24 protein-coding genes are annotated in these 23,524 nt (G+C 71.1%); 12 read left to right on the top strand and 12 right to left on the bottom strand.

The window, feature by feature from the left end:
• Position 1 precedes the first annotated feature (1 nt).
• Complete coding sequence (locus AB0J87_RS16005) at positions 2 to 595, top strand: class I SAM-dependent methyltransferase (protein ID WP_355194481.1); 594 nt, start codon at positions 2 to 4, stop codon at positions 593 to 595.
• A gap of 9 nt (positions 596 to 604) precedes the next feature.
• Here AB0J87_RS16005 and AB0J87_RS16000 read toward each other — a convergent pair whose 3' ends face one another.
• The 5 genes from AB0J87_RS16000 to AB0J87_RS15980 all read right to left on the bottom strand — a co-directional run bounded on the left by AB0J87_RS16000 (position 605) and on the right by AB0J87_RS15980 (position 6,032).
• Positions 605 to 1,477, bottom strand: a complete 873-nt coding sequence (locus AB0J87_RS16000) for a sugar phosphate isomerase/epimerase (RefSeq protein ID WP_363965846.1) — start codon at positions 1,475 to 1,477, stop codon at positions 605 to 607.
• Complete coding sequence (locus AB0J87_RS15995; protein ID WP_363966606.1) at positions 1,474 to 2,604, bottom strand: dihydrodipicolinate synthase family protein; 1,131 nt, start codon at positions 2,602 to 2,604, stop codon at positions 1,474 to 1,476. Before AB0J87_RS15995 ends, AB0J87_RS16000 begins: the two co-directional genes overlap by 4 nt.
• Positions 2,605 to 2,639: 35 nt before the next feature.
• Positions 2,640 to 3,785 carry a Gfo/Idh/MocA family oxidoreductase gene (locus AB0J87_RS15990; RefSeq protein WP_192786504.1) on the bottom strand — a complete coding sequence of 382 codons (1,146 nt, stop codon included), beginning with the start codon at positions 3,783 to 3,785 and terminating at the stop codon, positions 2,640 to 2,642.
• A gap of 378 nt (positions 3,786 to 4,163) precedes the next feature.
• Entirely contained in the window at positions 4,164 to 5,390 is a 1,227-nt protein-coding gene (locus AB0J87_RS15985; protein WP_363965844.1) for a ribonuclease D, read from the bottom strand.
• 45 nt (positions 5,391 to 5,435) lie between these two features.
• Positions 5,436 to 6,032 carry a DUF3000 domain-containing protein gene (locus AB0J87_RS15980; RefSeq protein ID WP_350722757.1) on the bottom strand — a complete coding sequence of 199 codons (597 nt, stop codon included), beginning with the start codon at positions 6,030 to 6,032 and terminating at the stop codon, positions 5,436 to 5,438.
• A 622-nt stretch (positions 6,033 to 6,654) separates the two neighbouring features.
• Between AB0J87_RS15980 and hemE the strand changes: the two genes are divergently transcribed.
• The 3 genes from hemE to katG all read left to right on the top strand — a co-directional run bounded on the left by hemE (position 6,655) and on the right by katG (position 10,463).
• Positions 6,655 to 7,659 carry a uroporphyrinogen decarboxylase gene (gene hemE / locus AB0J87_RS15975; RefSeq protein ID WP_363966604.1) on the top strand — a complete coding sequence of 335 codons (1,005 nt, stop codon included), beginning with the start codon at positions 6,655 to 6,657 and terminating at the stop codon, positions 7,657 to 7,659.
• 123 nt (positions 7,660 to 7,782) lie between these two features.
• Positions 7,783 to 8,205: a Fur family transcriptional regulator gene (locus tag AB0J87_RS15970; protein WP_363965841.1), complete on the top strand. Its 423-nt coding sequence runs from the start codon at positions 7,783 to 7,785 to the stop codon at positions 8,203 to 8,205.
• A gap of 29 nt (positions 8,206 to 8,234) precedes the next feature.
• Positions 8,235 to 10,463, top strand: a complete 2,229-nt coding sequence (katG, locus tag AB0J87_RS15965; RefSeq protein ID WP_363965839.1) for a catalase/peroxidase HPI — start codon at positions 8,235 to 8,237, stop codon at positions 10,461 to 10,463.
• A gap of 83 nt (positions 10,464 to 10,546) precedes the next feature.
• On the opposite strand, the gene AB0J87_RS15960 is transcribed toward katG, so the two are convergent.
• Positions 10,547 to 11,503, bottom strand: a complete 957-nt coding sequence (locus AB0J87_RS15960; protein WP_363965838.1) for a DUF4349 domain-containing protein — start codon at positions 11,501 to 11,503, stop codon at positions 10,547 to 10,549.
• A 146-nt stretch (positions 11,504 to 11,649) separates the two neighbouring features.
• Here AB0J87_RS15960 and hemG point away from each other — a divergent pair, with 146 nt between their 5' ends.
• Both hemG and hemQ read left to right on the top strand, forming a co-directional pair.
• The gene (hemG, locus tag AB0J87_RS15955) at positions 11,650 to 13,053 is read left to right on the top strand and encodes a protoporphyrinogen oxidase (RefSeq protein WP_363965836.1); all 1,404 of its coding nucleotides are present in this window, start codon (positions 11,650 to 11,652) and stop codon (positions 13,051 to 13,053) included.
• Between the two features lie 5 nt (positions 13,054 to 13,058).
• Entirely contained in the window at positions 13,059 to 13,760 is a 702-nt protein-coding gene (gene hemQ / locus AB0J87_RS15950) for a hydrogen peroxide-dependent heme synthase (RefSeq protein WP_363965834.1), read from the top strand.
• On the opposite strand, the gene AB0J87_RS15945 is transcribed toward hemQ, so the two are convergent.
• Together AB0J87_RS15945 and AB0J87_RS15940 are read right to left on the bottom strand one after the other, a co-directional pair.
• Positions 13,757 to 14,635 (bottom strand): ABC transporter substrate-binding protein, encoded by an 879-nt coding sequence (locus tag AB0J87_RS15945; protein ID WP_363965832.1) that lies wholly within the window; start codon positions 14,633 to 14,635, stop codon positions 13,757 to 13,759. The genes hemQ and AB0J87_RS15945 overlap by 4 nt on opposite strands.
• Positions 14,635 to 15,390 (bottom strand): SDR family oxidoreductase, encoded by a 756-nt coding sequence (locus tag AB0J87_RS15940; protein ID WP_363965830.1) that lies wholly within the window; start codon positions 15,388 to 15,390, stop codon positions 14,635 to 14,637. The genes AB0J87_RS15945 and AB0J87_RS15940 overlap by 1 nt, the downstream gene beginning before the upstream one ends.
• Positions 15,391 to 15,681: 291 nt before the next feature.
• Here AB0J87_RS15940 and AB0J87_RS15935 point away from each other — a divergent pair, with 291 nt between their 5' ends.
• Positions 15,682 to 16,425: a hypothetical protein gene (locus AB0J87_RS15935; RefSeq protein WP_363965828.1), complete on the top strand. Its 744-nt coding sequence runs from the start codon at positions 15,682 to 15,684 to the stop codon at positions 16,423 to 16,425.
• 154 nt (positions 16,426 to 16,579) lie between these two features.
• On the opposite strand, the gene msrB is transcribed toward AB0J87_RS15935, so the two are convergent.
• A complete protein-coding gene (gene msrB, locus AB0J87_RS15930; RefSeq protein ID WP_350722740.1) occupies positions 16,580 to 16,981 on the bottom strand; it encodes a peptide-methionine (R)-S-oxide reductase MsrB in 402 nt (133 codons plus the stop codon).
• Between the two features lie 106 nt (positions 16,982 to 17,087).
• Here msrB and AB0J87_RS15925 point away from each other — a divergent pair, with 106 nt between their 5' ends.
• Together AB0J87_RS15925 and ligD are read left to right on the top strand one after the other, a co-directional pair.
• Positions 17,088 to 17,228, top strand: a complete 141-nt coding sequence (locus AB0J87_RS15925) for a hypothetical protein (RefSeq protein WP_350722739.1) — start codon at positions 17,088 to 17,090, stop codon at positions 17,226 to 17,228.
• 110 nt (positions 17,229 to 17,338) lie between these two features.
• Positions 17,339 to 18,340, top strand: a complete 1,002-nt coding sequence (ligD, locus tag AB0J87_RS15920; protein WP_363965825.1) for a non-homologous end-joining DNA ligase — start codon at positions 17,339 to 17,341, stop codon at positions 18,338 to 18,340.
• On the opposite strand, the gene AB0J87_RS15915 is transcribed toward ligD, so the two are convergent.
• Positions 18,337 to 19,146, bottom strand: a complete 810-nt coding sequence (locus AB0J87_RS15915) for an MBL fold metallo-hydrolase (protein WP_363965823.1) — start codon at positions 19,144 to 19,146, stop codon at positions 18,337 to 18,339. The two genes, ligD and AB0J87_RS15915, sit on opposite strands and share 4 nt — an antisense overlap.
• A gap of 6 nt (positions 19,147 to 19,152) precedes the next feature.
• Positions 19,153 to 19,347: a hypothetical protein gene (locus AB0J87_RS15910; protein WP_363965821.1), complete on the bottom strand. Its 195-nt coding sequence runs from the start codon at positions 19,345 to 19,347 to the stop codon at positions 19,153 to 19,155.
• 166 nt (positions 19,348 to 19,513) lie between these two features.
• Between AB0J87_RS15910 and AB0J87_RS15905 the strand changes: the two genes are divergently transcribed.
• Positions 19,514 to 19,954: a hypothetical protein gene (locus AB0J87_RS15905; RefSeq protein WP_363965819.1), complete on the top strand. Its 441-nt coding sequence runs from the start codon at positions 19,514 to 19,516 to the stop codon at positions 19,952 to 19,954.
• Between the two features lies 1 nt (position 19,955).
• Positions 19,956 to 20,684 carry a class F sortase gene (locus AB0J87_RS15900; protein ID WP_363965817.1) on the top strand — a complete coding sequence of 243 codons (729 nt, stop codon included), beginning with the start codon at positions 19,956 to 19,958 and terminating at the stop codon, positions 20,682 to 20,684.
• Here the strand turns inward: AB0J87_RS15900 and AB0J87_RS15895 are convergent, their stop codons facing one another.
• Positions 20,685 to 22,820, bottom strand: a complete 2,136-nt coding sequence (locus AB0J87_RS15895) for an acyl-CoA dehydrogenase (RefSeq protein WP_363965815.1) — start codon at positions 22,818 to 22,820, stop codon at positions 20,685 to 20,687.
• A gap of 334 nt (positions 22,821 to 23,154) precedes the next feature.
• Here AB0J87_RS15895 and AB0J87_RS15890 point away from each other — a divergent pair, with 334 nt between their 5' ends.
• Positions 23,155 to 23,523, top strand: a complete 369-nt coding sequence (locus tag AB0J87_RS15890; protein ID WP_350722726.1) for an RNHCP domain-containing protein — start codon at positions 23,155 to 23,157, stop codon at positions 23,521 to 23,523.
• Position 23,524: the final 1 nt, after the last annotated feature.

Genomic DNA, 23,524 nt, shown 5'->3' with positions numbered 1-23,524 from the left:
AATGCCCGAGACCTACTGGAATCACAACGTTCATTACCAGAGGCTCGTCCTGAAGCTCGTTCCCGAGGACTGCGCGCACGCGCTCGACGTCGGATGCGGTGACGGGCTGCTGGCGGGCAAGCTCGCGGCCCGCGTCCCCTACGTGACCGGCGTCGACCGCTCCGCCGAGGCGATCGCCATGGCCCGCGAGCGCCGCCCCGGCAACGTGTCCTTCCTGGAAGGCGACTACCTCGACGGCCGGCTCCCCGAGGGCAAGTACGACCTCGTCACCGCCGTCGCGGTCGTCCACCACGCGGACTTCGGCGAGGCCATGGACGCGCTGGTGGGGCTGCTGGCGCCGGGCGGCCGGCTGGTGATCGTCGGCAACGCCAGGGACCGCACGCTCCTGGACGGGATCGTCCGGCTCTCGGGCCAGGCGGTCTCGCACGTGCTCAAGCTGTTCCACGGCGGCAAGCGCGGTCCCGGCGTGCCGGCCATGGACCCCGTCATGTCGTGGGGCGAGGTGGGGCGGGCGGCCCGCCGGCTGCTGCCCGGCTGCCGCTTCCGCCGCCTCCTCCTGCGGCGCTACCTGCTGGTCTGGGACAAGCCGAGGTAGCGCCGGACGTCACCGTACGGGGAGCACCACGTCCTCGTAACGGGCCTTCATCGTGGCCACCACCTCGTCGGGGTCGGCGGCCCAGACGTCGGCGTTGAAGATCTCCACCTCGACGTCGCCCGCGTAACCGGCGTCCAGGACGGCCCGCGTGATCGGCCGGAAGTCGATCACGCCGTCGCCCATCATGCCCCGCCCGAGCAGGATGTCCTGCGGCAGCGGGTGCAGGTAGTCGCACACCTGGTAGGAGGCGATCCTGCGGCCGGCCCGCGCGATGTCCTCGAACACCCTCGGGTCCCACCACACGTGGAACGTGTCGACCACCACGCCGACCTGCTCCTCCGGGTGGGCCAGGCTCAGGTCCAGCGCCTGGCCCAGGGTGGACAGGACGGCGCGGTCGGGGCAGTAGATCGGGTGCAGCGGCTCCAGGGCCAGCTTGACCCCGCGCGCCCCGGCGTACGGCGCCAGCTCGGCCAGCGCCTCCGCCACGCGCTCGCGCGCCCCGGCCACGTCCCGCGAGAACCCGCTCCGGGGCAGGGCCTCGCCCGGCTTCACCCCGGGCAGGCCGCCGACCACCATCACCAGGCAGGCCGCCGACAGCTCGGCCGCCTCGTCGATGGCCCGCCGGTTGTCGTCCAGCGCCTGCGCGAAGGCCCGCCGGCCCTCCTCGCCGGGCAGCCCGCCCGCCGTGAGGAAGCCGCCCCGGCACAGCGAGGACACCCGCAGGCCGGCCTCGCGCACCAGCTTCACGCTCTCCGCGAGGCCCTGCTCGGCGACCTTCTCCCGCCACAGCCCGACCGCCTCCAGGCCGTGCCGCACGCACCCGTCCACGGCCTCGGCCACGGACCACCGCCGGGTCGTCCACTGGTTCAGCGCAAGGCTCACAGGCCGTTCACCGCCAGCAGCGCCTTCATCCGGCCCACGGCCAGCTCCTGGTCGGACAGGAGCCCGGCCTGGTCGGCGAGGCGGAACACCTCCGCCAGGTGCCGCAGCGAGCGGGCCGACTGGGCGCCGTTCACCATGGCGAACGCGTCCTGGTGGCCGTTCAGCCAGGCCAGGAAGACGATGCCGGTCTTGTAGTTGTACGTCGGCGTCTCGAAGATCTTCCTGGACAGGGGGACGGTCGGGGCGAAGATCTCGTCGTAGCGGGCGAGCTGCCGGGCGGCCTCGTCCGCGTCCTGCGCCGCCTCGGCCGCGTCCAGGGCCTGCAGCGCCGCCGTCGCCGCCGGGGCGATGGCGTCGAAGATGCCCAGCAGCGCGTGCGAGCCCGACTTGATCAGCGACGGGTAGTTGAAGTCGTCCCCCGTGTAGAGCCGGACGCCCTCGGGGAGCGCGGCGCGCAGCCCTACCTCGTGCTCCTCGTCCAGCAGCGACACCTTGACGCCGTCCACCATCGGGGCGTGCGCGTGGATCAGCTCCAGGAACGACTCGGTGGCCGCCGCCACGTCGCCCGAACCCCAGTAGCCGGCCAGCTGCGGGTCGAACATCTCGCCCAGCCAGTGCAGGATCACCGGCCGGTCCGCCAGGCCGAACAGCTTGCCGTACACCTGGTGGTAGTCCTGCGGACCCGCCGCCACCCTGGCGAGCTGGCGGGAGGCCATGACGATCACTCCGGCGCCTGCCGACTGGACGGTCTCGATCTGCTCGGCGTACGCGGCCGTGATCGTGTTGAGGTCGGCGGCCTGGGGCGCGTGGTCGGTGCCCGCGCCGCAGGCGACCAGCGTCGCCGGGTCGCCGTACGAGCGGGCCTCGGCGGCGCTGCGCCGGATGAGCTCCTTGGTCGCCGCCCAGTCCAGGCCCATGTTGCGCTGGGCGGTGTCCATGGCGTCCGCGACGCGCAGGCCGTGCGTCCACAGGTGGCGGCGGAAGCGCAGGGTCGCGTCCCAGTCGACGGCGGCGGGGGAGCCGGGCGTGTTGTCGCCGAGCGGGTCGGCCACCACGTGCGCGGCCGCGTACACGACGCGGCCGGCGGGCGGCCCGCCGGGCGCCTCCCATGTGACGGGCTCGCGCAGGGTGTAGGCGCCGATCCCGGGCAGGTCGATCGTCGTCACAGCTGCGGCACCTCGATCCTGCGGCCCTCGGCGGACGAACGCAGCCCCAGCTCGGCGAGCTGCACGCCGCGGGCGCCGGAGGCGAAGTCGTTCGGGAAGGGCGCGTCCTCCAGCACGTGCTTGATGAACGCCTCCCACTGCACCTTGAACCCGTTGTCGAACTCGGCGTTGTCCGGCACCTCCTGCCAGCCGTCGCGGAAGCGGGCGGTGGCGGGCAGGTCGGGGTTCCAGACGGGCTTGGGGGTGGCGGAGCGGTGCTGCACGCGGCAGTTGCGCAGGCCGGCCACGGCGCTGCCGTGCGTGCCGTCCACCTGGAACTCGACCAGCTCGTCGCGGTTCACGCGAACGGTCCAGGAGGAGTTGATCTGGGCGACGATGCCGCCTTCGAGCTCGAAGATCCCGTACGCGGCGTCGTCCGCGGTGGCCTGGTACGTGTTGCCCTGCTCGTCCACCCGGGCGGGGACGTGGGTCACGGCGCGGGCGTAGACGGACTGGACGCGGCCGAACAGGTTCTCCATCACGTAGTGCCAGTGCGGGAACATGTCGAGCACGATGCCGCCGCCGTCCTCGGCCCGGTAGTTCCACGACGGGCGCTGCGCCTCCTGCCAGTCGCCCTCGAACACCCAGTAGCCGAACTCCCCGCGCACCGACAGGATCCGGCCGAAGAAACCACCGTCGATCAGCCGCTTCAGCTTGAGCAGGCCGGGCAGGAAGAGCTTGTCCTGCACGACGCCGTTCTTGACGCCCTTGGCCGTGGCGGCCTCGGCCAGCGCCATCGCCTCCTGCGTCGACTCGGCGGTGGGCTTCTCGGCGTAGATGTGCTTACCCGCCTCGATGGCCTTCAAGACGGCCTTGACGCGGGCGCTGGTGACCTGGGCGTCGAAGTAGATCAGGTTGTCGTCGTCGGCGAGGGCGGAGTCGAGCTCCGTAGTGAAATCCGAAATCCCATGCTTCGCCGCGATATCTGCCAATTTATCGGCATTTCTGCCGACAAGTACTGGCTTGATCTTCACCCTGCCGCCGTCCGAGAGCGTAACCCCGCCCTGCTCGTTGATGGCCAGGACGGAGCGGACCAGGTGCTGACGGTAGCCCATCCGCCCGGTGACGCCGTTCATCACGACGCCGATGGTGCGCACGCTCATTGAGGATCCCTTCAGGACAAACATGGGGAAAGCGCTTTCCCGAACCGTACGGCCGCCCCACCAACCCCGTCAAGTAGCCCCAACCCCCACACACCCGAAAACCCACCCCCCAGCCCGGCATCCGGGCCCGCAAGGGCACTCGGGCACGGTGCGTTCGGGTGTGGCGCCCGGGGGCGCAAGGGGCGCTTGGGCGCGGCGCTCAGCCCGGCGTTTGGGTGCGGTGGCCGGTCGGGCGCGAGGCGGGTGTCGGCGTCGTGGGTCGTTGGCGTCTTGCGGCGCGCCGGGGGGCCGTGCGCGGGCCAGGCCGCGGGTGTGCGACGCGCCCCGACCCTCCCGGGTTCGGGTGGGTCGGGGCGCGTCGCGGTGAGGCGTGGGGCGCTAGAGGTCGCCGCGGGTCTCGAGGCGGCCCAGGGCCTTGGTGATGGGGTGGGCCGTCAGGGAGAGCTGCCACTCGCGGGCCCCGAGCTCGCGCAGCCGCTCCGTCACCGTCTCCTCGGTGATCTCCTCCGGCGGCTCCCAGGTGAGCCGCCGGACCGCGTCCGGCTGGAGCAGGTTCTCGGTCGGCATGTGGTGCTGCTCGGCCAGCCCCGCCACCACCGCTCGCGCGGCGGCGAGGCGTTTGGCGGCGGCCGGGTCGCGGTCGGCCCAGCGGTTGGGCGGTGGCGGTCCGTCGCCCGGGGTGCTCGGCTGCGGGAGCTGGTTGTCCGGCAGTCCGCGGGCCCGGGTGACGGCGGCGAGCCAGTCGCCCATGTAGCGGCGTGCGCTACGCCCGGTGAATGCTGATATTTCGGTCAAGGCCTTCTTGGTGCGGGGTCCCTCCAGCGCGGCGGTGACGATGGCCGCGTCGGGCAACACCCGCCCCGGCGCCAGGTCGGACTCCCGGGCGATCCTGTCGCGCATGGTCCACAACTCCCGCACGATCGCCAGCGCGCGTACGTTCCGGACCTTGTGGATGCCCGACGTACGCCGCCAGGGATCGGACCGCGGCACGGGCGGCGGCGTGTTGAGCACGGCGGCGAACTCCTCGCGCGCCCACTCCAGCTTCCCGCTGTCGGCCAGCTCCTGGTGGAGCACGTCGCGGAGCTCGACCAGCACTTCCACGTCGAGGGCCGCGTACCGCAGCCAGTCTTCCGGCAGCGGCCGGGTGGACCAGTCGGCGGCCGAGTGTCCCTTTTCCAGGCGCAGCCCGAGCACGGTCTCGACCATCGTGCCGAGTCCGACCCGCTCGTAGCCGAGCAGCCGCCCCGCCAGCTCCGTGTCGAACATCTCCCGCGGCCTGAAGCCCACCTCGAGCAGGCACGGCAGGTCCTGGGAGGCGGCGTGCAGCACGATCTCCGCCTCGGCCACGGCCGCGTCGAGCGCGGACAGGTCGGGGCAGGCGATCGGGTCGATCAACGCGGTCCCGGCCCCGGCCCGGCGCAGCTGTACGAGGTAGGCGCGGTTGCCGTACCGATAGCCCGAGGCGCGTTCGGCGTCGACCGCCACGGGACCCTTGCCCGCCGCGAAACGCGAAACGATTTCAGTCAGCGCGTCGGCGTCCGCGATGACCGCTGGAATGCCCTCGCGCGGCTCCAGGAGCGGCACGACGGTATGTTCTTCTGTCACGAGTTCACCGACCTCATGACGCTTGTGCTGTCTTGACTGGTGCCCTCACTTCGTACGGTCACTCTCCGGATCATCGCGGCGGCGGGGAAGGGCGGCCACGTCGGGCGGGAGCGGCGGGATCCCCGCCGCCAGGCACATGAGGTCGCACCAGGCGGCGACGTGGCCGGAGAGATCCTCCTGCGCGGGTGACCAGGACGCCCGTAGCTCGAGCTCGGTCGTGACCGGGTCTTCGGCTTTGTTGCCGAACCCCTCTGACACGGCTCTTGTCACGGTACCGCCAGCGGCGGAGTAGTCGGCTTGGTGGGCCTCCAGAGCCTCCGTCAGCCAGCTCCAGACGACCGGCCCGAGCAGCGGGTCGGAGGTGATCTCCGGCTCCATGTCGGCCCTGACGTAGGCCACCAGCCGGAACGGGCCCTCCCACCCGCGCTGGCCGTCAGGGTCGTAGAGCAGGATCAGCCTGCCCACGGCGAGCTCTTCGTCGTCGCGGTAGACCGACGCGCCGATGGCCGACGAGTAGGGGGCCAGCCGCTGCGGCGCGGGCAGCTCCTCCAGCTCGATCTCCGGCCTGACCTCGGTCAACCGCATGCTCTCCGCCGCGCGCGTGAACGCCGCGGGCGGAGGAGGCTGGTCACTGAGTGTCATAGCGGAAGCGTAGGTCGAAGTCGGACGGAAGGGGACCACAGGGGTGCTCATCCTTCGTGATCAAGCCGCTGCCGTAACCAGCTGGCGAACCTGTCGGACGGACTCGGCGGTGCCGATGACGATCGCGTGACCGCACTCGACGCAGGCCCACTCCGGGCAGTGGCCGGGCTCGTGCCCGTCGAGGCACGGCGGCTGCTCGAACAGCCGCTCGCCGGCACAGGACAGGCAGCGCTCATTGCGGCGCTCTGGGGAAGTCCACAACGCGGTAGTCGCACGAGTCATCGAACCGGGGCCTTTCTTCGGGTCGTGGCTCCGACGTTGGCACGAGCCGCTGACATTTCCCCGCAACGCGCTCGGCGTGTCCCGAAAGTGGTCTCTGAATCGATGCCGCGCGGGGGGTTGGTGAACATTTGGCCCAGTCGAGACCGGCACTCTGGCCGGGCATGGGGTGTGTTCGACCCTCGTGCGATGCCGATGCCGAGCAGACCGGTAAACCTTCATCTGGCTATCTGATCATGACTTGGGGTGTTCGATCGATGTTTTTCCGACACCTCGCACCAGTGTCGGGACCGCCGCCCGGTCATGGCACCCTTGTGGAGTGAACCTCGCCGACTCAGCGTTCCTGCGTGCCTGCCGCCGCCAGCCCGTCCCGCACACCCCGGTCTGGTACATGCGCCAGGCCGGGCGGGCGCTGCCGGAATACCATAAGGTCCGCGGGGGCGTGCCGATGCTCACCGCCTGCGCGAGGCCCGATCTGATCGTCGAGATCACCATGCAGCCCGTGCGCCGCTACGGCGTGGACGCGGCCGTCTTCTTCAGCGACATCGTCGTCCCGCTCAAGGCCATCGGCGTGGACCTCGACATCAAGCCGGGTGTCGGCCCCGTCGTGGCCGACCCGATCCGCGACGCCAAGGGCGTCGACGCGCTGCGCCCGCTGGAGCCGGACGACGTGCCGTACGTCACCGAGGCCATCCGCGCGCTGACCGGCGAGCTGGGCGGCACGCCGCTGATCGGCTTCGCCGGGGCGCCGTTCACGCTCGGCTCCTACCTGATCGAGGGCGGCCCGTCCAAGAACCACGACCACACCAAGGCCATGATGTACGGCGAGCCGAAGCTGTGGCACGCGCTCATGGAGCGGCTGTCCACGATCGTGCTGGAGCACCTGCGCATCCAGATCGCGGCAGGGGCCTCGGCGGTGCAGCTCTTCGACTCCTGGGTGGGGGCGGTGGCGCCGGCCGACTACCGGGAGTTCGTCCTGCCGTACACGCGGCGGATCTTCGAGGGAGTGACGGACGTGCCGCGCATCCACTTCGGCGTCGGCACGGGCGAGCTGCTCGGCGTGCTCGGCGAGGCCGGGGCCGACGTGGTGGGCGTGGACTGGCGGGTGCCGCTCGACGAGGCGGCCCGCCGGGTCGGCCCCGGCAGGGCCCTCCAGGGCAACCTCGACCCGGCCGTGCTCCTGGCACCCTGGGAGGTCGTCGAGCGCAAGGCACGCGAGGTGCTGCGCCAGGGCCGGGCGGCCGAGGGGCACGTGTTCAACCTGGGGCACGGCGTGCTGCCCTCGACCGACCCCGACCAGCTCACTCGCCTCACCGACCTGGTCCACGAGGCGAGCGTCACCGGCTGACACCCGGCCGCAGATTCGAGGCCTGTCCCGCAGCGCGCGGGGCAGGCCTTTTCGCATGTCACGGAATGTTTCCCGGCGCGTCACTAGACTTGGATCGTTCGTTATCTTGTATAGTTCGTGTTTATGAAGACCACCGCCGAGGAGCTGCGCGGTGTAGGCCTGAGAGTGACGGCCGCCCGCGTCGCGCTGCTCGAGACCGTCCGGGAGGGCGATCACCTCGATGTCGAGGCGATCGCCTCCGGGGTGCGCGACCGTGTCGGCCATGTCTCCCTTCAAGCCGTGTACGAGGCCCTGCACGCGCTCACCGCAGCGGGACTCGTACGTCGCATCGAACCGGCCGGCAGCCCGGCCCGGTTCGAGGGGCGCATCGGCGACAACCACCACCACGTCGTGTGCCGCTCGTGCGGTGTCGTCGCCGACGTCGACTGCGCGGTGGGCGAGGTGCCCTGCCTGACCGCGTCCGACGCCCACGGCTTCACGATCGACGAGGCCGAGGTCATCTACTGGGGCCTGTGCCCCGAATGTTCCACCGCCCGCAGTGCCTGAGCACCGTGATCTAGTCCGGAAGGATTCCCATGTCTGAGAACCATGATGCAATCGTCACTGATGCGAAGGCGGAAGGCGCAGGCTGCCCGGTCGCGCACCAGCGCGCCCCGCATCCGACTCAGGGCGGCGGAAACCGCCAGTGGTGGCCGGAGCGGCTCAACCTGAGGATCCTCGCCAAGAACCCCGCCGAGACCAACCCCCTCGGCCAGGAGTTCGACTACGCCGAGGCGTTCAAGAGCCTGGACCTCCCGGCCGTCAAGCGGGACATCGCGGAGGTGCTGACGACCTCGCAGGACTGGTGGCCGGCCGACTTCGGTCACTACGGCCCGTTCATCATCCGGATGGCCTGGCACAGCGCGGGCACGTACCGGATCAGCGACGGCCGCGGCGGCGCCGGGGCCGGGCAGCAGCGCTTCGCCCCGCTCAACAGCTGGCCCGACAACGGCAACCTCGACAAGGCCCGCCGCCTGCTCTGGCCGGTCAAGAAGAAGTACGGCCAGAAGCTCTCGTGGGCCGACCTCATGATCCTCGCCGGCAACGTCGCCCTGGAGACGATGGGCTTCGAGACCTTCGGCTTCGCCGGCGGCCGCGCGGACGTCTGGGAGCCTGACGAGGACGTCTACTGGGGCCCGGAGACCACCTGGCTCGGCGACGAGCGCTACACCGGCGACCGCGAGCTGGAGAACCCGCTGGGCGCGGTCCAGATGGGCCTCATCTACGTCAACCCGGAGGGCCCGAACGGCAACCCCGACCCGCTGGCCGCGGCCCGCGACATCCGTGAGACGTTCCGCCGGATGGCGATGAACGACGAGGAGACGGTCGCCCTGATCGCCGGCGGTCACACCTTCGGCAAGACCCACGGCGCCGGCCCGGCCGACAGCGTCGGCGCCGACCCCGAGGCCGCCCCGATCGAGGCGCAGGGCTTCGGCTGGAAGAACAGCTTCGGCACCGGCAAGGGTGGCGACACGATCACCAGCGGTCTCGAGGGCATCTGGACGAACACCCCGATCACCTGGGACAACAGCTTCTTCGAGATCCTGTTCGGCTACGAGTGGGAGCTGTTCCAGAGCCCTGCCGGCGCCAACCAGTGGCGGCCGAAGGACGGCGCGGGCGCGGACACCGTCCCCGACGCCCACGACTCGTCGAAGAGCCACGCTCCGACGATGCTGACCACGGACCTCTCGCTCCGGTTCGACCCGGTCTACGAGCCGATCTCGCGGCGCTTCCTGGAGAACCCCGCCGAGTTCGCGGACGCCTTCGCCCGCGCGTGGTACAAGCTGACCCACCGCGACATGGGCCCGATCGTGCGCTACCTCGGCCCGGAGGTCCCGTCCGAGACGCTGCTGTGGCAGGACCCGCTGCCCGCGGTGACGCACGAGCTCGTCGACGCCGCCGACATCGCCGCCCTCAAGGACCAGGTCCTGGCCTCGGGCCTGTCGGTGTCGCAGCTCGTCTCCACCGCTTGGGCGTCGGCCGCGTCCTTCCGCGGCAGCGACAAGCGCGGCGGCGCCAACGGCGCGCGCATCCGCCTGCAGCCGCAGAGCGGGTGGGAGGTCAACGACCCCGACCAGCTGGCGGCGGTGCTGGGCACCCTTGAGGGGATCCAGAAGGCGTTCAACGGCGCCCAGACCGGCGGCAAGCAGGTCTCGCTGGCCGACGTGATCGTGCTGGCCGGTGCCGCGGCCGTGGAGAAGGCCGCCAAGGACGCCGGCTTCGACGTCCAGGTGCCCTTCACGCCGGGCCGCGTGGACGCCACGCAGGAGCAGACCGACGTCGAGTCGTTCGCCGCGCTCGAGCCGGCCGCCGACGGGTTCCGCAACTACCTCGGGAAGGGCAACCGGCTGCCGGCCGAGTACCTGCTCATCGACCGGGCCAACCTGCTGACCCTGAGCGCTCCCGAGCTGACGGTCCTCGTCGGCGGCCTGCGCGTCCTGGGCGCGAACTACCAGCAGTCGCAGCTCGGCGTCCTCACCGCGACCCCCGGGGCGCTGACCAACGACTTCTTCGTCAACCTGCTCGACCTGGGCACGACGTGGACGGCGACGTCCGAGGACGCGAACACGTTCGAGGCCAAGGACGACGTCACCGGTGCGGTCAAGTGGACCGGCAGCCGGGCCGACCTCGTCTTCGGGTCCAACTCCGAGCTGCGCGCGGTCGCGGAGGTCTACGCGAGCGACGACGCGAAGGAGAAGTTCGTGACGGACTTCGTCGCGGCGTGGGACAAGGTCATGAACCTCGACCGGTTCGACCTGGTCTGATGATCGACGTCCGGGTCGGCCCACGCCGGGCCGGCCCGGACGGCGTATCCAGCCTCAGGCCTCAGTACCCGGTCTCTGGGCGGTCAGGCCGCTTCGGGGCCGGGGCCCGGCGGGGGCGTGGGGACGGTGGGACGCCTGACGCGATTGCGCCGCGCCAGGTAGATCACCAGCGCGATCAGGGGCAGCGACGCGATCAGCCACGGCAGCAGCGCGCCGAGCACCGTCAGTGCGATCTTCGTGAACGACACCAGCGCCTTCCAGCCCGCCTTCAGCCCGCCCAGGAAGCCCGCGGGCTCCTCCTCGGGATCCTGGACCTCGGTGACCGGCCCGACCAGCCGGAGCGTCAGCGTGGCCATGGCCACCTGCGTGGTCAGCTCCTTCTGCTGCGCCTGCAGCGACTCCAGGTCCGCCTCGCGCGTGGAGATCTCCCGCTCCACCTGCAGGACCTGCCCGATCGTGTCGGCCTTCTTCAGCAGCGTACGCAGCGAGTCCAGCGACTGCTGCGCCGACTTGAGCCGGCTGTTGACGTCGGCCATCTGCATGGTGACGTCCTGGGTGCCCTGGTTCATGGACAGCTGCTTGCCCAGGTCCTTGCCGAGCCGGCCGAGCACCTCGGCGTACTTGTCCGGCGGGACCTTGAACTCCAGCATGGCCGTGTCCTCGCTGTCACTGGCCGAGCTGGTCTCCTCCTTGGACAGGTAGCCGCCCGCCGACGTCACGATCTGCTTGGCCTGCTGCACGGCGGCGGTGACCTGCTTGGCCCGCACGGTCATGCTGCCGGTGTAGATGACCTGGCGGTCCTGCTGGGTGAGCTTGACGTTCGAGACCAGCCCGCCGTCGTCCTTGCGCTGGGGTCTCGGCTGCTTGCCGACGTCCTGCTCCTGTGCCTGATCCGGCGCCGCGGAGGCCACGGCGGGTGCGGCCGCCCCGCCGCCCGCGTCGCTGGTGAGGACGTTCGAGCGGCTGCCGCCGCCGCAGCCGGCCAGGAGCAGGGCTGAGCAGGCGGTCGCGAGTGCGATTCCGTACCGGATTCTCCTCATGCCCATAAGACGGACGCGAGATAACCCCGGTTTGAGCGGATGAATCACGTTACGGTCACCCTGCTTATGGTCTCCACTCCGTGGAGACGGCGCTCCCTCGCACCCAAGGGGGGAGGCAGGGCGCTGAGGCGGTAGCGTCAGGAGGCGTGGAAGGGAATCGGGCCCACGTGGTCGTCATCGGCGGGGGGATCTCCGGTCTCGCCGCCGCGTGGTATCTCCGCCAGAGCGGGGGCAAGCGGGTCAAGGTGACCGTGCTGGAGGGCGCCTCGCGCATCGGCGGCAAGCTGTACGCCTCGGAGGTCGCCGGGGTGAGCGTGGACGCGGGCGCGGAGGCCATGCTGGCCAGGCGGCCCGAGGGCAAGGAGCTGGCCGGAGCGGTGGGGCTCGGCGACGACCTGGTCTTCCCCGGCACCGCCGGCTCGGCCATCTACAGCAGGGGCACGCTGCGGCCGATGCCGAAGGGCCAGGTCATGGGCGTGCCCGCCGACCTGACCGAGCTGGCCAAGTCCGGCATCGTCTCGCCCGGCGGCCTGCTGCGCGTGCCGCTCGACCAGATCCTGCCGGCGACGCTCGTCCGCACCGACGTGTCCGTGGCCGCGTACATCCGGGCCAGGATGGGCGCCGAGGTCGTGGAGCGGCTGGTCGAGCCGCTGCTCGGCGGCGTCTACGCGGGCCGGTCCGACATGTTGTCGCTGGAGGCCACGATGCCGCGGGTGGCGGCGGTGGCACGCTCCGAGCGCTCGCTGCTGACCGGGGCCAGGCAGCTCGTCGAGGAGGCGCCGAAGGACGCGGGGCCGGTCTTCACGACCCTCAAGAACGGCGTCGGCAGCCTCGCGGAGGCGGTCGCCAAGGCGTCGGGCGCGGACATCAGGACCGGCGTCACCGTACGCGAGCTGCGCAGGACCGGCGACGGCTGGCAGCTCGTCACCGGCCCGGTCCCGAGGCCCGAGGTCATCGAGGCGGACGCGGTGATCGTGGCCACGCCGGGGCCCGCGGCCTCCCGGCTGCTCAAGGCCGAGGTGCCCAAGGCGGCGAGCGAGCTGGCCAGGATCGAGTACGCCAGCATGGCCATCGTCACGCTCGCGTACCCGATCGACGCCTTCCCCGAGCCGCCCGCCTCCAGCGGCTACCTGGTGCCGCCCGTGGAGGGACGGGCGGTCAAGGCGGTCACGTTCAGCTCGGTCAAGTGGCCGCACCTGGCCAAGGACATGGTGATCCTGCGCTGCTCGATCGGCAGGGTCGGCGAGGAGCACCTGCTCCAGCGGGACGACACCGAGCTGGTGTCGCTGGCCTCCGCCGAGATGGCCGACGTGATGGGCACCAGCGGGCTGCCGCTGGACACCCGGGTCACGCGCTGGGGCGGCGCGCTGCCGCAGTACAACGTGGGTCACCTCGACCGGGTGGCCAGGGTGCACGCGGCGGTGGCCGTGCAGCCCGGGCTGGCCGTCTGCGGCGCCGCGTACGACGGGATCGGCATCCCGGCCTGCATCGGCACGGCGCGTACGGCCGCGGCCCGGATTCTGGACCACCTGTCCCCGAGAGGACAATAGAGGCTATGACAGAGGCAGCCCCGCGGCCCAAGGCCCGCGATCTCAACCAGGTGATCCGTTACACGATGTGGTCGGTCTTCCAGGTGACCGAGCCGTGTCCCACCGACCGCGAGGGCCTGGCGGGTGAGGTCGAGGAGCTGCTGGACCAGGCCGCCGGCAAGGGCGTCGTGACCAGGGGGGTCTACGACGTGGCCGGGCTGCGGGCCGACGCCGACTTCATGTTCTGGTGGCACGCGCCCACCGCCGAGGACCTGCAGGACGTCTACTCCAGGTTCCGGCGCACCGAGCTGGGCCGCCACAGCAGGCCCGTCTGGTCGGCCATGGCGCTGCACCGGCCGGCCGAGTTCAACAAGTCGCACATCCCGGCCTTCCTCGCGGAGGAGGAGCCGCGCGCCTACGTGAGCGTCTATCCGTTCGTGCGGTCGTATGAGTGGTATCTGCTCGAGGACTCCGAGCGCCGGGCCATGCTGGCCGAGCACGGCAGGATGGCGCGCGACTACCCCGACGTGCGGGCCAACACGGTGGCGTGCTTCTCGCTCAACGACTACGAGTGGATGCTGGCGTTCGAGGCCGACGAGCTGCACAGGATCGTCGACCTGATGCGTACGCTGCGGGGCGCCCAGGCCCGCCGCCACACGCGCGTGGAGATCCCGTTCTACACGGGCGCCCGCAAGCCGGTGCGGGAGCTGATCGCGGCCCTGCCCTAAGGTGCGGTGGTCGCGGTGCGGTAGAACTCCGCCGCGGTGACGGTGGCGGGGACGCCGAGTTCGGCGGCGACCGCGGTGATCGCGGTGGCGCCGACGGCGAGGTCGGCTTGGCCCTCGGTGGTGAAATACGGGGCGATGAACGTCTCGTAGTGGGCTCGGGCCTCGTCCGCGGTGTGCCGGCCGAGGAACGTCCGGAGGTGCCGCACCGCGGTGCCGGGTTCGTCGTGGATCACCCGCAGGGCGCGCCGGTGGGCTCGTACGACGGCCTGGACCGCGGGGTCGTCCGGAGGGATGTGGGTGGGATCGACGGCCACCCCGACGGTGGGGATCTGGAAATGGTCGCCGACCCAGGCCGGCACCCGCCAGCCGTTCTCGGCGGCCACCGCCTCCGGCGCCATGGTGCTGCCGACCAGGGCGGCGTCGATCCTGCCCTCGTGCAGCCGGCGCAGGTCCATGCCGTAGTCGCCGGGCTGGCGGACGATGGCGCGGATGTCGAGGTCCGGGTCGAGGCCGGCCCGGCGCAGCACGATCCGGGCGAAGCACCCCGGTGCGGTCTGCGGGGCATGCACCGCGACCCGCCGGCCGGCCAGATCGGCCAGGGAGGTCAGACCGGCGCGGGCGAGGAACCAGAACAGCGGGCGGTGGGTGTTGACGTTGAGCGCGACCCAGGGCACGCCGTCGGCCAGCCGGGACAGCAGCGCCCGGCCGAGCCCGATGGTGGCGACGTGGCGCAGCCGCTCCTCGTCCCAGGAGCAGCCGTCGTGCAGCGCGACGTGGACGCCCTCGTCGGCGTAGTAGTCCTGCTGGTCGGCGATGTAGGCGACCAGTTCCTCGTGCAGGCCGCGCCCGACGTAGGCGAGATCGATCGTGTACATCAGTACATGGCCATCCCGCCGTTGACCGCGGCCGTGGTGCCGGTCATGAAGGCGTTGTCCTCGCTCGCGTAGAAGGCGACCACTTGGGCGACGTCGCCCGGGTGCGCCAGGCGGCCCAGCGGGGTGGCGGCCACCTGCCGCCGTACGAGCTCCTCGTCGAGCACGTTCGCCATCCGGGTGTCCGCGACCGGGCCGGGCTCGACGACGTTGACCGTGATGCCACGCGGGCCCAGTTCCTGGGCGAGGTAGCGGGCGAACTGCGCCAGTGCCGCCTTGGCCGTGCCCAGCGCGACCATGCCCTCCCGGGGCCGGCGGCTGAGGCCGGTGCCGAGATAGATGATGCGTCCCCAGCTCCGTTCGGTCATGGCGGGCAGGACGGCCTTGGTGATCGTGAACGCCGCACGCATCTCGTCGTCGAGCTTCCCGCCCAGCTCCTCCCATGTCATGTCCTGGAAATGCTTGATCACATATGGGGTGAGCGCGTTGTGCACGAGCACGTCGATGCCGCCCCATGCCGCCTCGACCTGCCGGATCATGCGCCCGACCGCCGTCGCCTCGCGTACGTCGGCCTGTGCGGCCATGGCCCGGCCGCCTGCGGCCTCGATGCCGGCCACGACCTCCTCGGCCGCCCTGGCGCTGCGGAGGTAGTTGACCACCACGCGCATCCCTCGCTCGGCCAGAAGGCGTGCGGTGGCCGCGCCGATTCCGCTGCCGGCCCCCGTCACCAACGCCACCCTGCCAGTTGCCTCAGCCACGGGCCCACCCCCTGCCCATCCAGCGGCCTGGACTGTCCCTGCTCTTCCTTGCTGCCCCCGGGGCTGTCCGGATAACGGCAGAAAGAGCGAGGCCGAAGTTGGCGATCCAGGCGACTTGATCTATCCGCTTTGTCACAATCAGGGAAATCCTCTGTTCGTACGGGCGGCTTGCGGTGGCACGTTCCAAGGCGCTCCAGGCGCTTGATGGCGGCGTCCCACGGTGGCGGGGAGGGCGGGGTGATGGGTGGATCGGGAAAACGGGGGAGCCGGCGGCGCGGGGCAGGCCGTCATGTGGCGACGCGCTCGCGGCGGCGCGGTCTGGGCCGGCGGTGGGCGGTCGGGGCGGTCGGGGCCATGGCGCTGGCCGGCGGCGTGGCCGCGGTGCTCGGCGCGAACGGGACCTTCGGCGGGGCGATGACCGCCGCCTCGTCCCAGCAGGCGCGAGCGGCGCCGCAGGCTCGGGTGGAGCCGGAGAACGGCTCCGCGGCACTGCCAGGAAAGGGCGGCGGCACCACCAGCGCGGAGGTGAGCGCGGAGGTCAGGACGCGTGAGCTGCCGAAGCCGGAGCCGCCGTCCCAGGCCGCTCCGAGCCCGGGTGCGGCTTCTCCCGGCACGGTCGAGCAGGGGCTGGTGCCGGGCACCACCGACGCGGAGGACCTGCTGGCGGGCGGTCCCGACCCCGGCGAGGCGGAGGGGTACAAGGCGAACGGCCCGTCGCGGCACACCGATCAGCAGGCGGCCGAGTATTTCCGTACGCACTGGGGCCCGGACGACAAGGCGCTGAAACGCCTCAAGGACATCCGCACGGTCGGCGGATATTTGCGCATTTACACGGATCTACCGGAAACGGCGGGGAACTCGTCCCAGGCGATCACGCTGTGCGAGCGCGGTCTGGCGTACCTGCGCGCGAGGGGCGCGGCCAATCCGGTCGTGTTCGTACAGGCCGAGTTCGGCGAGAACGGCAATCCCGTGCTCGCCAACATCCTCGGCCCGTCCGACACCAGCTGTCGCGTCACCCACCCCGCCCCTGACTAACGGACCCGGACGCGGGTCTTGGCGCACACCTCACACCGTTGCGTCACGACCCGCCCGATGGCCTCAATCGTCACCCAGCGATGGCGCAGATGGACAAAGCGCACACAAAACTCCTACCCGAGGCAGGTGATCAGTACGCGCTGTCGCTGGCCGATCACCCCTTGGGTTCAAGCCTAAGGGAGATCGAGTTGATGCAGTAACGATCGTCGGTCGGAGTGGGATATCCCTCTCCGTGGAACACGTGCCCCAGATGCGAGTCGCACCGCGCGCACCGCACCTCCGTACGCACCATTCCATGGCTGTGATCCTCGATCAGCCGGACCGCGTCGGAGTCGCCCGGCGCGAAGAAGCTCGGCCACCCGCAGTGCGACTCGAACTTCGTGTCCGACCGGAACAGCTCCGCCCCGCACGCGCGGCACGAGTAGACGCCCTCCGCCTTGGTGTCCACGTATTCGCCCGTGAACGGGCGCTCGGTCCCGGCCTCCCTGAGGACGTGGAACTCCTCAGGCGAGAGCTGGACCCGCCACTCGGCCTCGCTCTTGACCACCTTCTCCATGCGTCCAGCGTACGAGATCGGAGGCGATGAGAGATCAGGCAAAAAGAGATCTTCGCAGGCTGAAGCATCTGTTCTGGGGTGAATTCGCGTCTTTGTAGGCAAGGGGGTGTCATCGCCTCCTGTCAGGGGTGAGATCATCCGCAGATCCCGCCAGGCGGCACAGCCCACGCCCGTGCTGGAGCCGCTGGGGATCGCCACGGCCGGCCGGGTGGCGCGCCAGCGCCCGGAACGGCGGCGGGTGATCTAGCGGCCCGTCCCGTCGAGCCCTCGGTCCCGCCACCGAGGCGGCTCCGGGACGGGCCCACCTCGGCCATGGCACGCGAGCGCTCCTCCACGAGTGGAGAGTATGTTCGGTGCATGGCATCGCCGTACATCGAGCTGCAGGTGGGGGAGCGGACCGTCAAGGTCACCAACCCCGACAAGGTCTACTTCCCGGAGATCGGCGCCACCAAGCGGGAGCTGGTCGAGTACTACGTGAGCGTCGGCGAGGGCGCCCTGCGCGCGCTCAAGGACCGGCCCACCAACCTCAAGCGCCACCCCGACGGCGTACAGACCGAGGCGATCTATCAGAAGCGGATGCCGCCCAAGCACCCCGACTGGCTCCAGTCGGTGACGGTGCGGTTCCCGAGCGGCCGTACGGCGCAGTCGCTGCGGGTCACCGAGGTGGCTGCCATCGCCTGGGGCGCGAACCTCGGCACCATCGACTTCCACCCCTGGCAGGTGCGGGCCTCCGACGTCGAGCATCCCGACGAGCTGCGCGTCGACCTGGACCCGCAGCCGGGCCTGGACTTCGACGCCGCCCGCAAGGCCGCGCTGCTCACCAGGGAGGTGCTGGGGGAGCTGGGGATGACCGGGTTCGTGAAGACGTCGGGCAACCGCGGCGTGCACATCGCCGTACGCATCGAGCCGCACTGGGACTTCATCCAGGTACGTCACGCCGGCATCGCCCTGGCCAGGGCCGTCGAGGACCGGGACCCGGAGCTGGTGACCACGGCGTGGTGGAAGGAGGAGCGCGGGGAGCGGGTGTTCATCGACTTCAACCAGAACGCCCGGGACCGTACGATCGCCAGCGCCTACTCCGTCAGGGCCCAGCCGCACGCCCCCGTCTCGGCCCCGCTGACCTGGGACGAGCTGGTCGACGCCGACCCGCGTGACTTCGACATCCGTACGGTGCCGGCCCGGTTCGCCGAGGTGGGCGACGTGCACGCGGCCATCGACGACGTGGCGTACTCGATCGAGCCGCTGCTGGAGCTCTACGCCAAGGACGACCGGGGCGACATGCCGTACCCGCCCAACTACCCGAAGATGCCGGGCGAGCCCATGCGCGTGCAGCCGAGCCGGGCCCGGAACGCCGACTAGCGGACGAGGTGGTGCGGGGCGAGTTCGCGGATCTCGCCTCGCCGCATGTAGACCACCCGGTCGGCCAGGCCGTTCTGCTCGATGTGGTGGCGGAAGTCCTCCAGCGGTGAGCTGAAGGCGGCGTAGTCGTCGTAATGCACCGGTACGACCGCGTGCGGGTTGATCAGGTCGCACCACGACGCGCCCTGCTCGCCGTCCATCGTGACGAGCAGGAGGCCGAGCAGCCGGGTGCCGCCCAGGTGCACGATGGCCAGGTCGATGTCGGGGAAGCGGCGCGGGATCGCGTCCAGGCGGCGGTCGAGCAGCGTGTCGCCGCTGACGTGCACGGTCAGCTCCAGCCGTTCGTCCAGGTTGCGGAACTCCAGCATCGTGCCGATCACGGGCGGCAGCAGCGCCTCGGCCGGGCCCGGCGCGTGCTTGGCGGGCAGCGCGGTGATCCTGACCGTGCCGTGCGGGCCGCGTAGCTCGTGCGTGTGCCATTCCTCCAGCCCCACGCTGCGGCGGAAGCCCTGGAGCCGGAGTCTGCGGGCCGCCGCGGTCGTCGTGACGATCACCGTGCCCTTGTCCAGTTTCCTGCGGGCGACCCGGTCCCAGTGGTCACCGTGCAGGTGCGACAGCACCACCCCGTCGAGCGGCGGCAGGTCCTCGATCTCCAGGGCCGGGTCGGTGAGGCGGCATGAGGACAGGCCGTAGCCCAGGTACGCCCGCTGGCCCCGGTGCAGGAAGTTGGGATCGGTCAGCAGCGTGAGGCCGTTGTAGCGGATCAGCGTGGTCGCGTTGCCGATGAACTGCAGGCTGCCTTTCACCTCGGCTCACCCCGGGTACGGTGAGCGCTGGTCGGGAGGCACGCCTCCGCCCTTGCCGCCCCCTTTGTTGCCCTTGTCCGTGGAGTGCGGGTTGTCGGCGCGCCTGGCGCCGCGCTGCTTGTCGGAGACGAGGTGGGTGGACTTGAACTCGGTGGGCGATTTGCCTGATCTGCGAATCTCGGGCTGCTGTGGATTGCTCATGGCATTTGTCCCCCTTTATGCGGTTATGTCCTGCCACATGGGGACGTGCTTAAACCCTCCGTGTCTGGCTGGTTTCACTTCGATCACATTACTTGACTCGTTATCTAATAATTCGCAAGGCTCTCTTGTGTATCGGGGGCGACAACCGATTCTGGAGCCTTCTCTCATGGCAAAAGCGCGACATCTCGCGGCGCTGGTGGCCGTCTTCGTGGTCGGAGGAGTGACCCTGGCGGCGGGCCCGTCCCATGCCTCCGCCCGCACCGGTCCCGACCTGCCGGTTGACCTACCGGTCGATCTGCCGACCTGCCTGCTTCCGCTGCCGCTGCTCTGCGACGAGCAGCCCGAACCCGAGCCTGAGGAGCCGAGCCCGCCGCCCTCCGCCGAGCCCGGTCCCGGCGAATCCTGGCCGGGGCCGGAGGAGTCCGCCCAGCCGTGGCGGCCCGCGGCCGAGAACGAGCACCGAGTGCCGAGGGGGCACCCGGAGACCGGTGGCGGCGGGCTCGCCCCGGACGACCCGATGTGGCCGTTCGCGCTGGGCGGGGTGGCGCTGCTGACGGGCGCGGGGCTGGCCGGAGCCGCGGTACGACGCCGCAGAGGTGTCGCCTAGCTTGGCCACAGCGGAAACCCCGAGCCGGGACCCATCCGCGCGCCGGGACCTGGGCGGTGGCCGGAGGTCCGGGCAGCGGGGGATGCTGGTCGTGGCCGGTGCGGTGTCGTTGGCCGGGGCGTTGCTGGTCGGGCTCGGGCTGAGCGGCATCGTGGGTGGGGAGCCCGAGCCGGAGCCCGTCGCCGCCACGCGGCGCGGACCCGTCGAGGGTGCTGCCCCGGTCACCGGCCTGCCGCTCGGCAAGGTGGCCGCGCCCATGCGGGCCGCCAAGCCGACCGCCGTCTACATCCCGTCCATCGGCGTGGCCGCCTCGCTCATGGAGCTGGGTCTGGACGCGGCGGGAGCCATCGAGAACCCGCCGTTCGACCCTCCGGACCTGGCCGGCTGGTACCGCTACGGCCCTGTGCCCGGCCAGCGCGGCGCCGCCGTGATCACCGGCCACCTGGACACCAGATCCGGCCCCGCCGTCTTCGCCAACCTCAAGAACGTCAAGCGCGGCGACCAGGTGCAGGTGCTGCGTGCCGACCGATCGGTGGCCGTGTTCGTCGTCGACAAGGTCGAGCACACGCCGAAGCGCAGCTTCCCCGTCAAGAAGGTGTACGGCAGGCTCGCCTATCCCGGGCTGCGGCTGGTGACCTGCGGCGGGACGTTCGACCGGCAGGCGCACAGCTATCGGGACAACACGATCGTGTACGCGCACCTGGCGGCGCCGTACTACCCCAAGAGCTGATCACGGGTCGCGCGGCAGGCCGAGGGCGCGTTCGGCGATGATGTTGAGCTGCACCTCCGTGGTGCCGCCGCCGATCGTGAACGCCCGCGTCGCGAGGATCATGCGGTTCCAGCGGCGGCTCGCCGGGGCCAGCGACCAGCAGAACTCCGAGATTGCCTGAGCGTGCCGCATACCGAGCAACTTCCGCACGCTGGACGCGGTCGCGGCGTCCACGCCGGACAGCTTGGAGAGCGTCACGCGCAGGCCGAGCGCCGAGATGGCCTGGCCCTCGGCCCACAGCCGACCGGCCTGCTCGCGTTGCGACTGCCGGAGCGGGGGCAGCGTCGCGATCAGCTCGGCCATGTCGGTGTGCTGCGAGCCGGGGCCCCAGGAGTCGCCGAGCGCGACGCGTTCGTGGGAGAGCGTGTCGCGGGCCACCCGCCAGCCCTCGTCCACCGCACCGACGACCAGGTCGTCCGGTACGAAGACGTCGTCGAGGAAGACCTCGTTGAACACCTCGTCCCCGTTGATCTCCTTGAGCGGCCTGACGGTGACTCCCGGGGACGCCATGTCCACCAGGAAGTACGTGATCCCGTTATGTTTCGCTTTTTCGGGAGAAGTCCTGGCGAGGCAGATGCCCCAATGGGCGAACTGCGCGAGGGACGTCCAGATCTTCTGACCCGTCAGCGACCAGCCGCCCTCCACCCTCGTGGCCTTCGTCGCCAGCCCGGCCAGGTCCGACCCGGCGCCGGGCTCGCTGAACAGCTGGCACCACACGATCTCCCCGGTGAACGTCCTCGGCAGGAACCGCTCCTGCTGCTCCCGCGTGCCGTACCGGACGATGGAGGGGACGGCCCAGGCCGCGATGCCCAGGTTCGGCCGCTTGAGGTCGCGGAACTCCTGGTGGATGATCACCTGCTCCAGCGGCGAGGCGTCCCTGCCCCAGGGCCTGGGCAGGTACGGCATGATCCACCCCTCCCTCGCGAACCTGCCCAGTCGCGCCAGCGGCTCCTCGGCCCGCAGCGACTCGGCCTCCGCCCTGATGGCGTCCCTGACGGCGGCCGCCTCCTCGGGCAGGTCCGGCTCCATCGCCCGCCGCACCCCGGCCACCGCCAGCCCGGCCACCTCCTCGGCCCACGGTCCCGGGTCGCCGGCCAGCATGCGGTCGGACAGGGCCCGGCGGTAGTAGCGGTGGGCGTCGTGCTCGAAGGTGTAGCCGATGCCGCCGAGCACCTGGATCGCGTCCGCCGCGCACCGCACGGCCGCCTCGGTCCCCAGCACCCCGGCCACCCCCACCGCCAGCCTGACCTCGCCCCCGAGCCCGCCCCCGGGTGTGGCGTCCAGGGCTCTGGCGGCGTCCCATACGGCGGCGCGTGCCTGTTCGAGGGTCACGAGCGCGGCAGCCACCCGATGCTTGACCCCTTGGAACTGCCCGATCGGCCGCCCGAACTGCTCGCGTACCTTGGCGTACTCGGCCGCCGTCCGCACGGCCCACGCCGCCACGCCGCACACGTCCGCCCCGAGCAGTACGGCGGCGAGCTCCCGTACCGGCACCTCGCCGAGGACCCGGTCGGCGGGCACGGTGCGCGCTATGACGGAGCAGAGCGGCCGGTCGAGGTCGACGCCGTCGGCGGGTTCGGCGACGACGTCGGCACGGTCGAGCACCGCCCATCCCCGGGCGTCCACCGGCACGAGGAAGAGGTCGGCCTCCGGAGAGCCCAGCGCCAGGACGCGTCCCGGAGCGCCATCCTCGGCGGGGAACGCGACGGCTGCGGTCATGGACCCGTCGGCGAGCCCCGCGATCAGCGACGCTCCGACTGCGGACGACTGGCCCCCCGGCCCGGCGACCGCAGCGCCTCCGGCCGGGCGGCCCGTTCCCGGCTGAGGGAGCGCGGTCGGGTGGGCCGGTCCGGGCCAGGTGAGCGCGGCCGAGGTCAGGACGGTCGGCAGGTACGCGCCCGGGACCCGCCGCTCACCCAGCGCCTCCAGCGCGACGCACAGCTCCAGCAGCCCATACCCCTGCCCGCCGCACTCCTCGGGCAGATGCAGCCCCAGAATCCCCTGCCCCGCCAGAGCCGCGTGCTCGGTCGTGCGCGTGGCGAGCCCCCGTACGGAGTCGGCCAGCGCCTGGTGTTCCTCGGTGGTCCCGATGCCCATACGTCCGAACCTAGAAGATCATTCGGTCGATGGCCAGGAAACCAGACGACCAGGAAAACCAGACGGCCAGGAAAACCATTGGCGGCCGCCGGACTCGCCCCGCTAATCTCCCTGATGTCCTGACGATGGAACTCATGATCTGGGGAGGGGTGGATTAATGCCTGGCACCGCGCCTTGCGCGCCTCGTCGTGCCGTGGGCGGATCCTGCCTCTGAAACACCACCTCTGACCGGCCGGACCGCCTGCCGTACCAGCATGCCCGCATACACCGCGAGGCTCGCTCGGCGCTCTCTTGCTGCCTTTCGACAAAGTCATTCCGGCAAGGAGTACCCAGGTTGTCCACCAACGGCAAACCTCGTTCCATCGTGAACACCGACACCTTCCCGTGCGTGCGCTGCGGCCTGACCGTGGCCGTGACCGCGCCGGACGGGACCCGCCGCAACCACTGTCCGAGTTGCCTGCACTCGCAGCACGTGCTCGACCGTGCGGAAGGCGGCCCCTCGGAGTGCGGGGCGCGGATGATCCCGATCTCGATCGCGGTCCTGCGCACCGGCGACTGGATGCTCATCCATCGCTGCACCCGGTGCGGTGAGCTGACGTCCAACCCCATCTGCGGGGACGACAACCAGCTCATCCTCATGCGCATGGCCGTACGGCCGCTGGCGCAGCCGCCGTTCCCGCTCGAGGCGTTCGGCGGTCTGTGAC

The organism is Nonomuraea sp. NPDC049625 (assembly GCF_040675285.1).
Classification (GTDB): domain Bacteria; phylum Actinomycetota; class Actinomycetes; order Streptosporangiales; family Streptosporangiaceae; genus Nonomuraea; species Nonomuraea angiospora_A.
The sequence above is the reverse complement of the archived record's forward strand: the minus strand, read 5'-3'. Positions and strand labels throughout refer to the sequence as shown.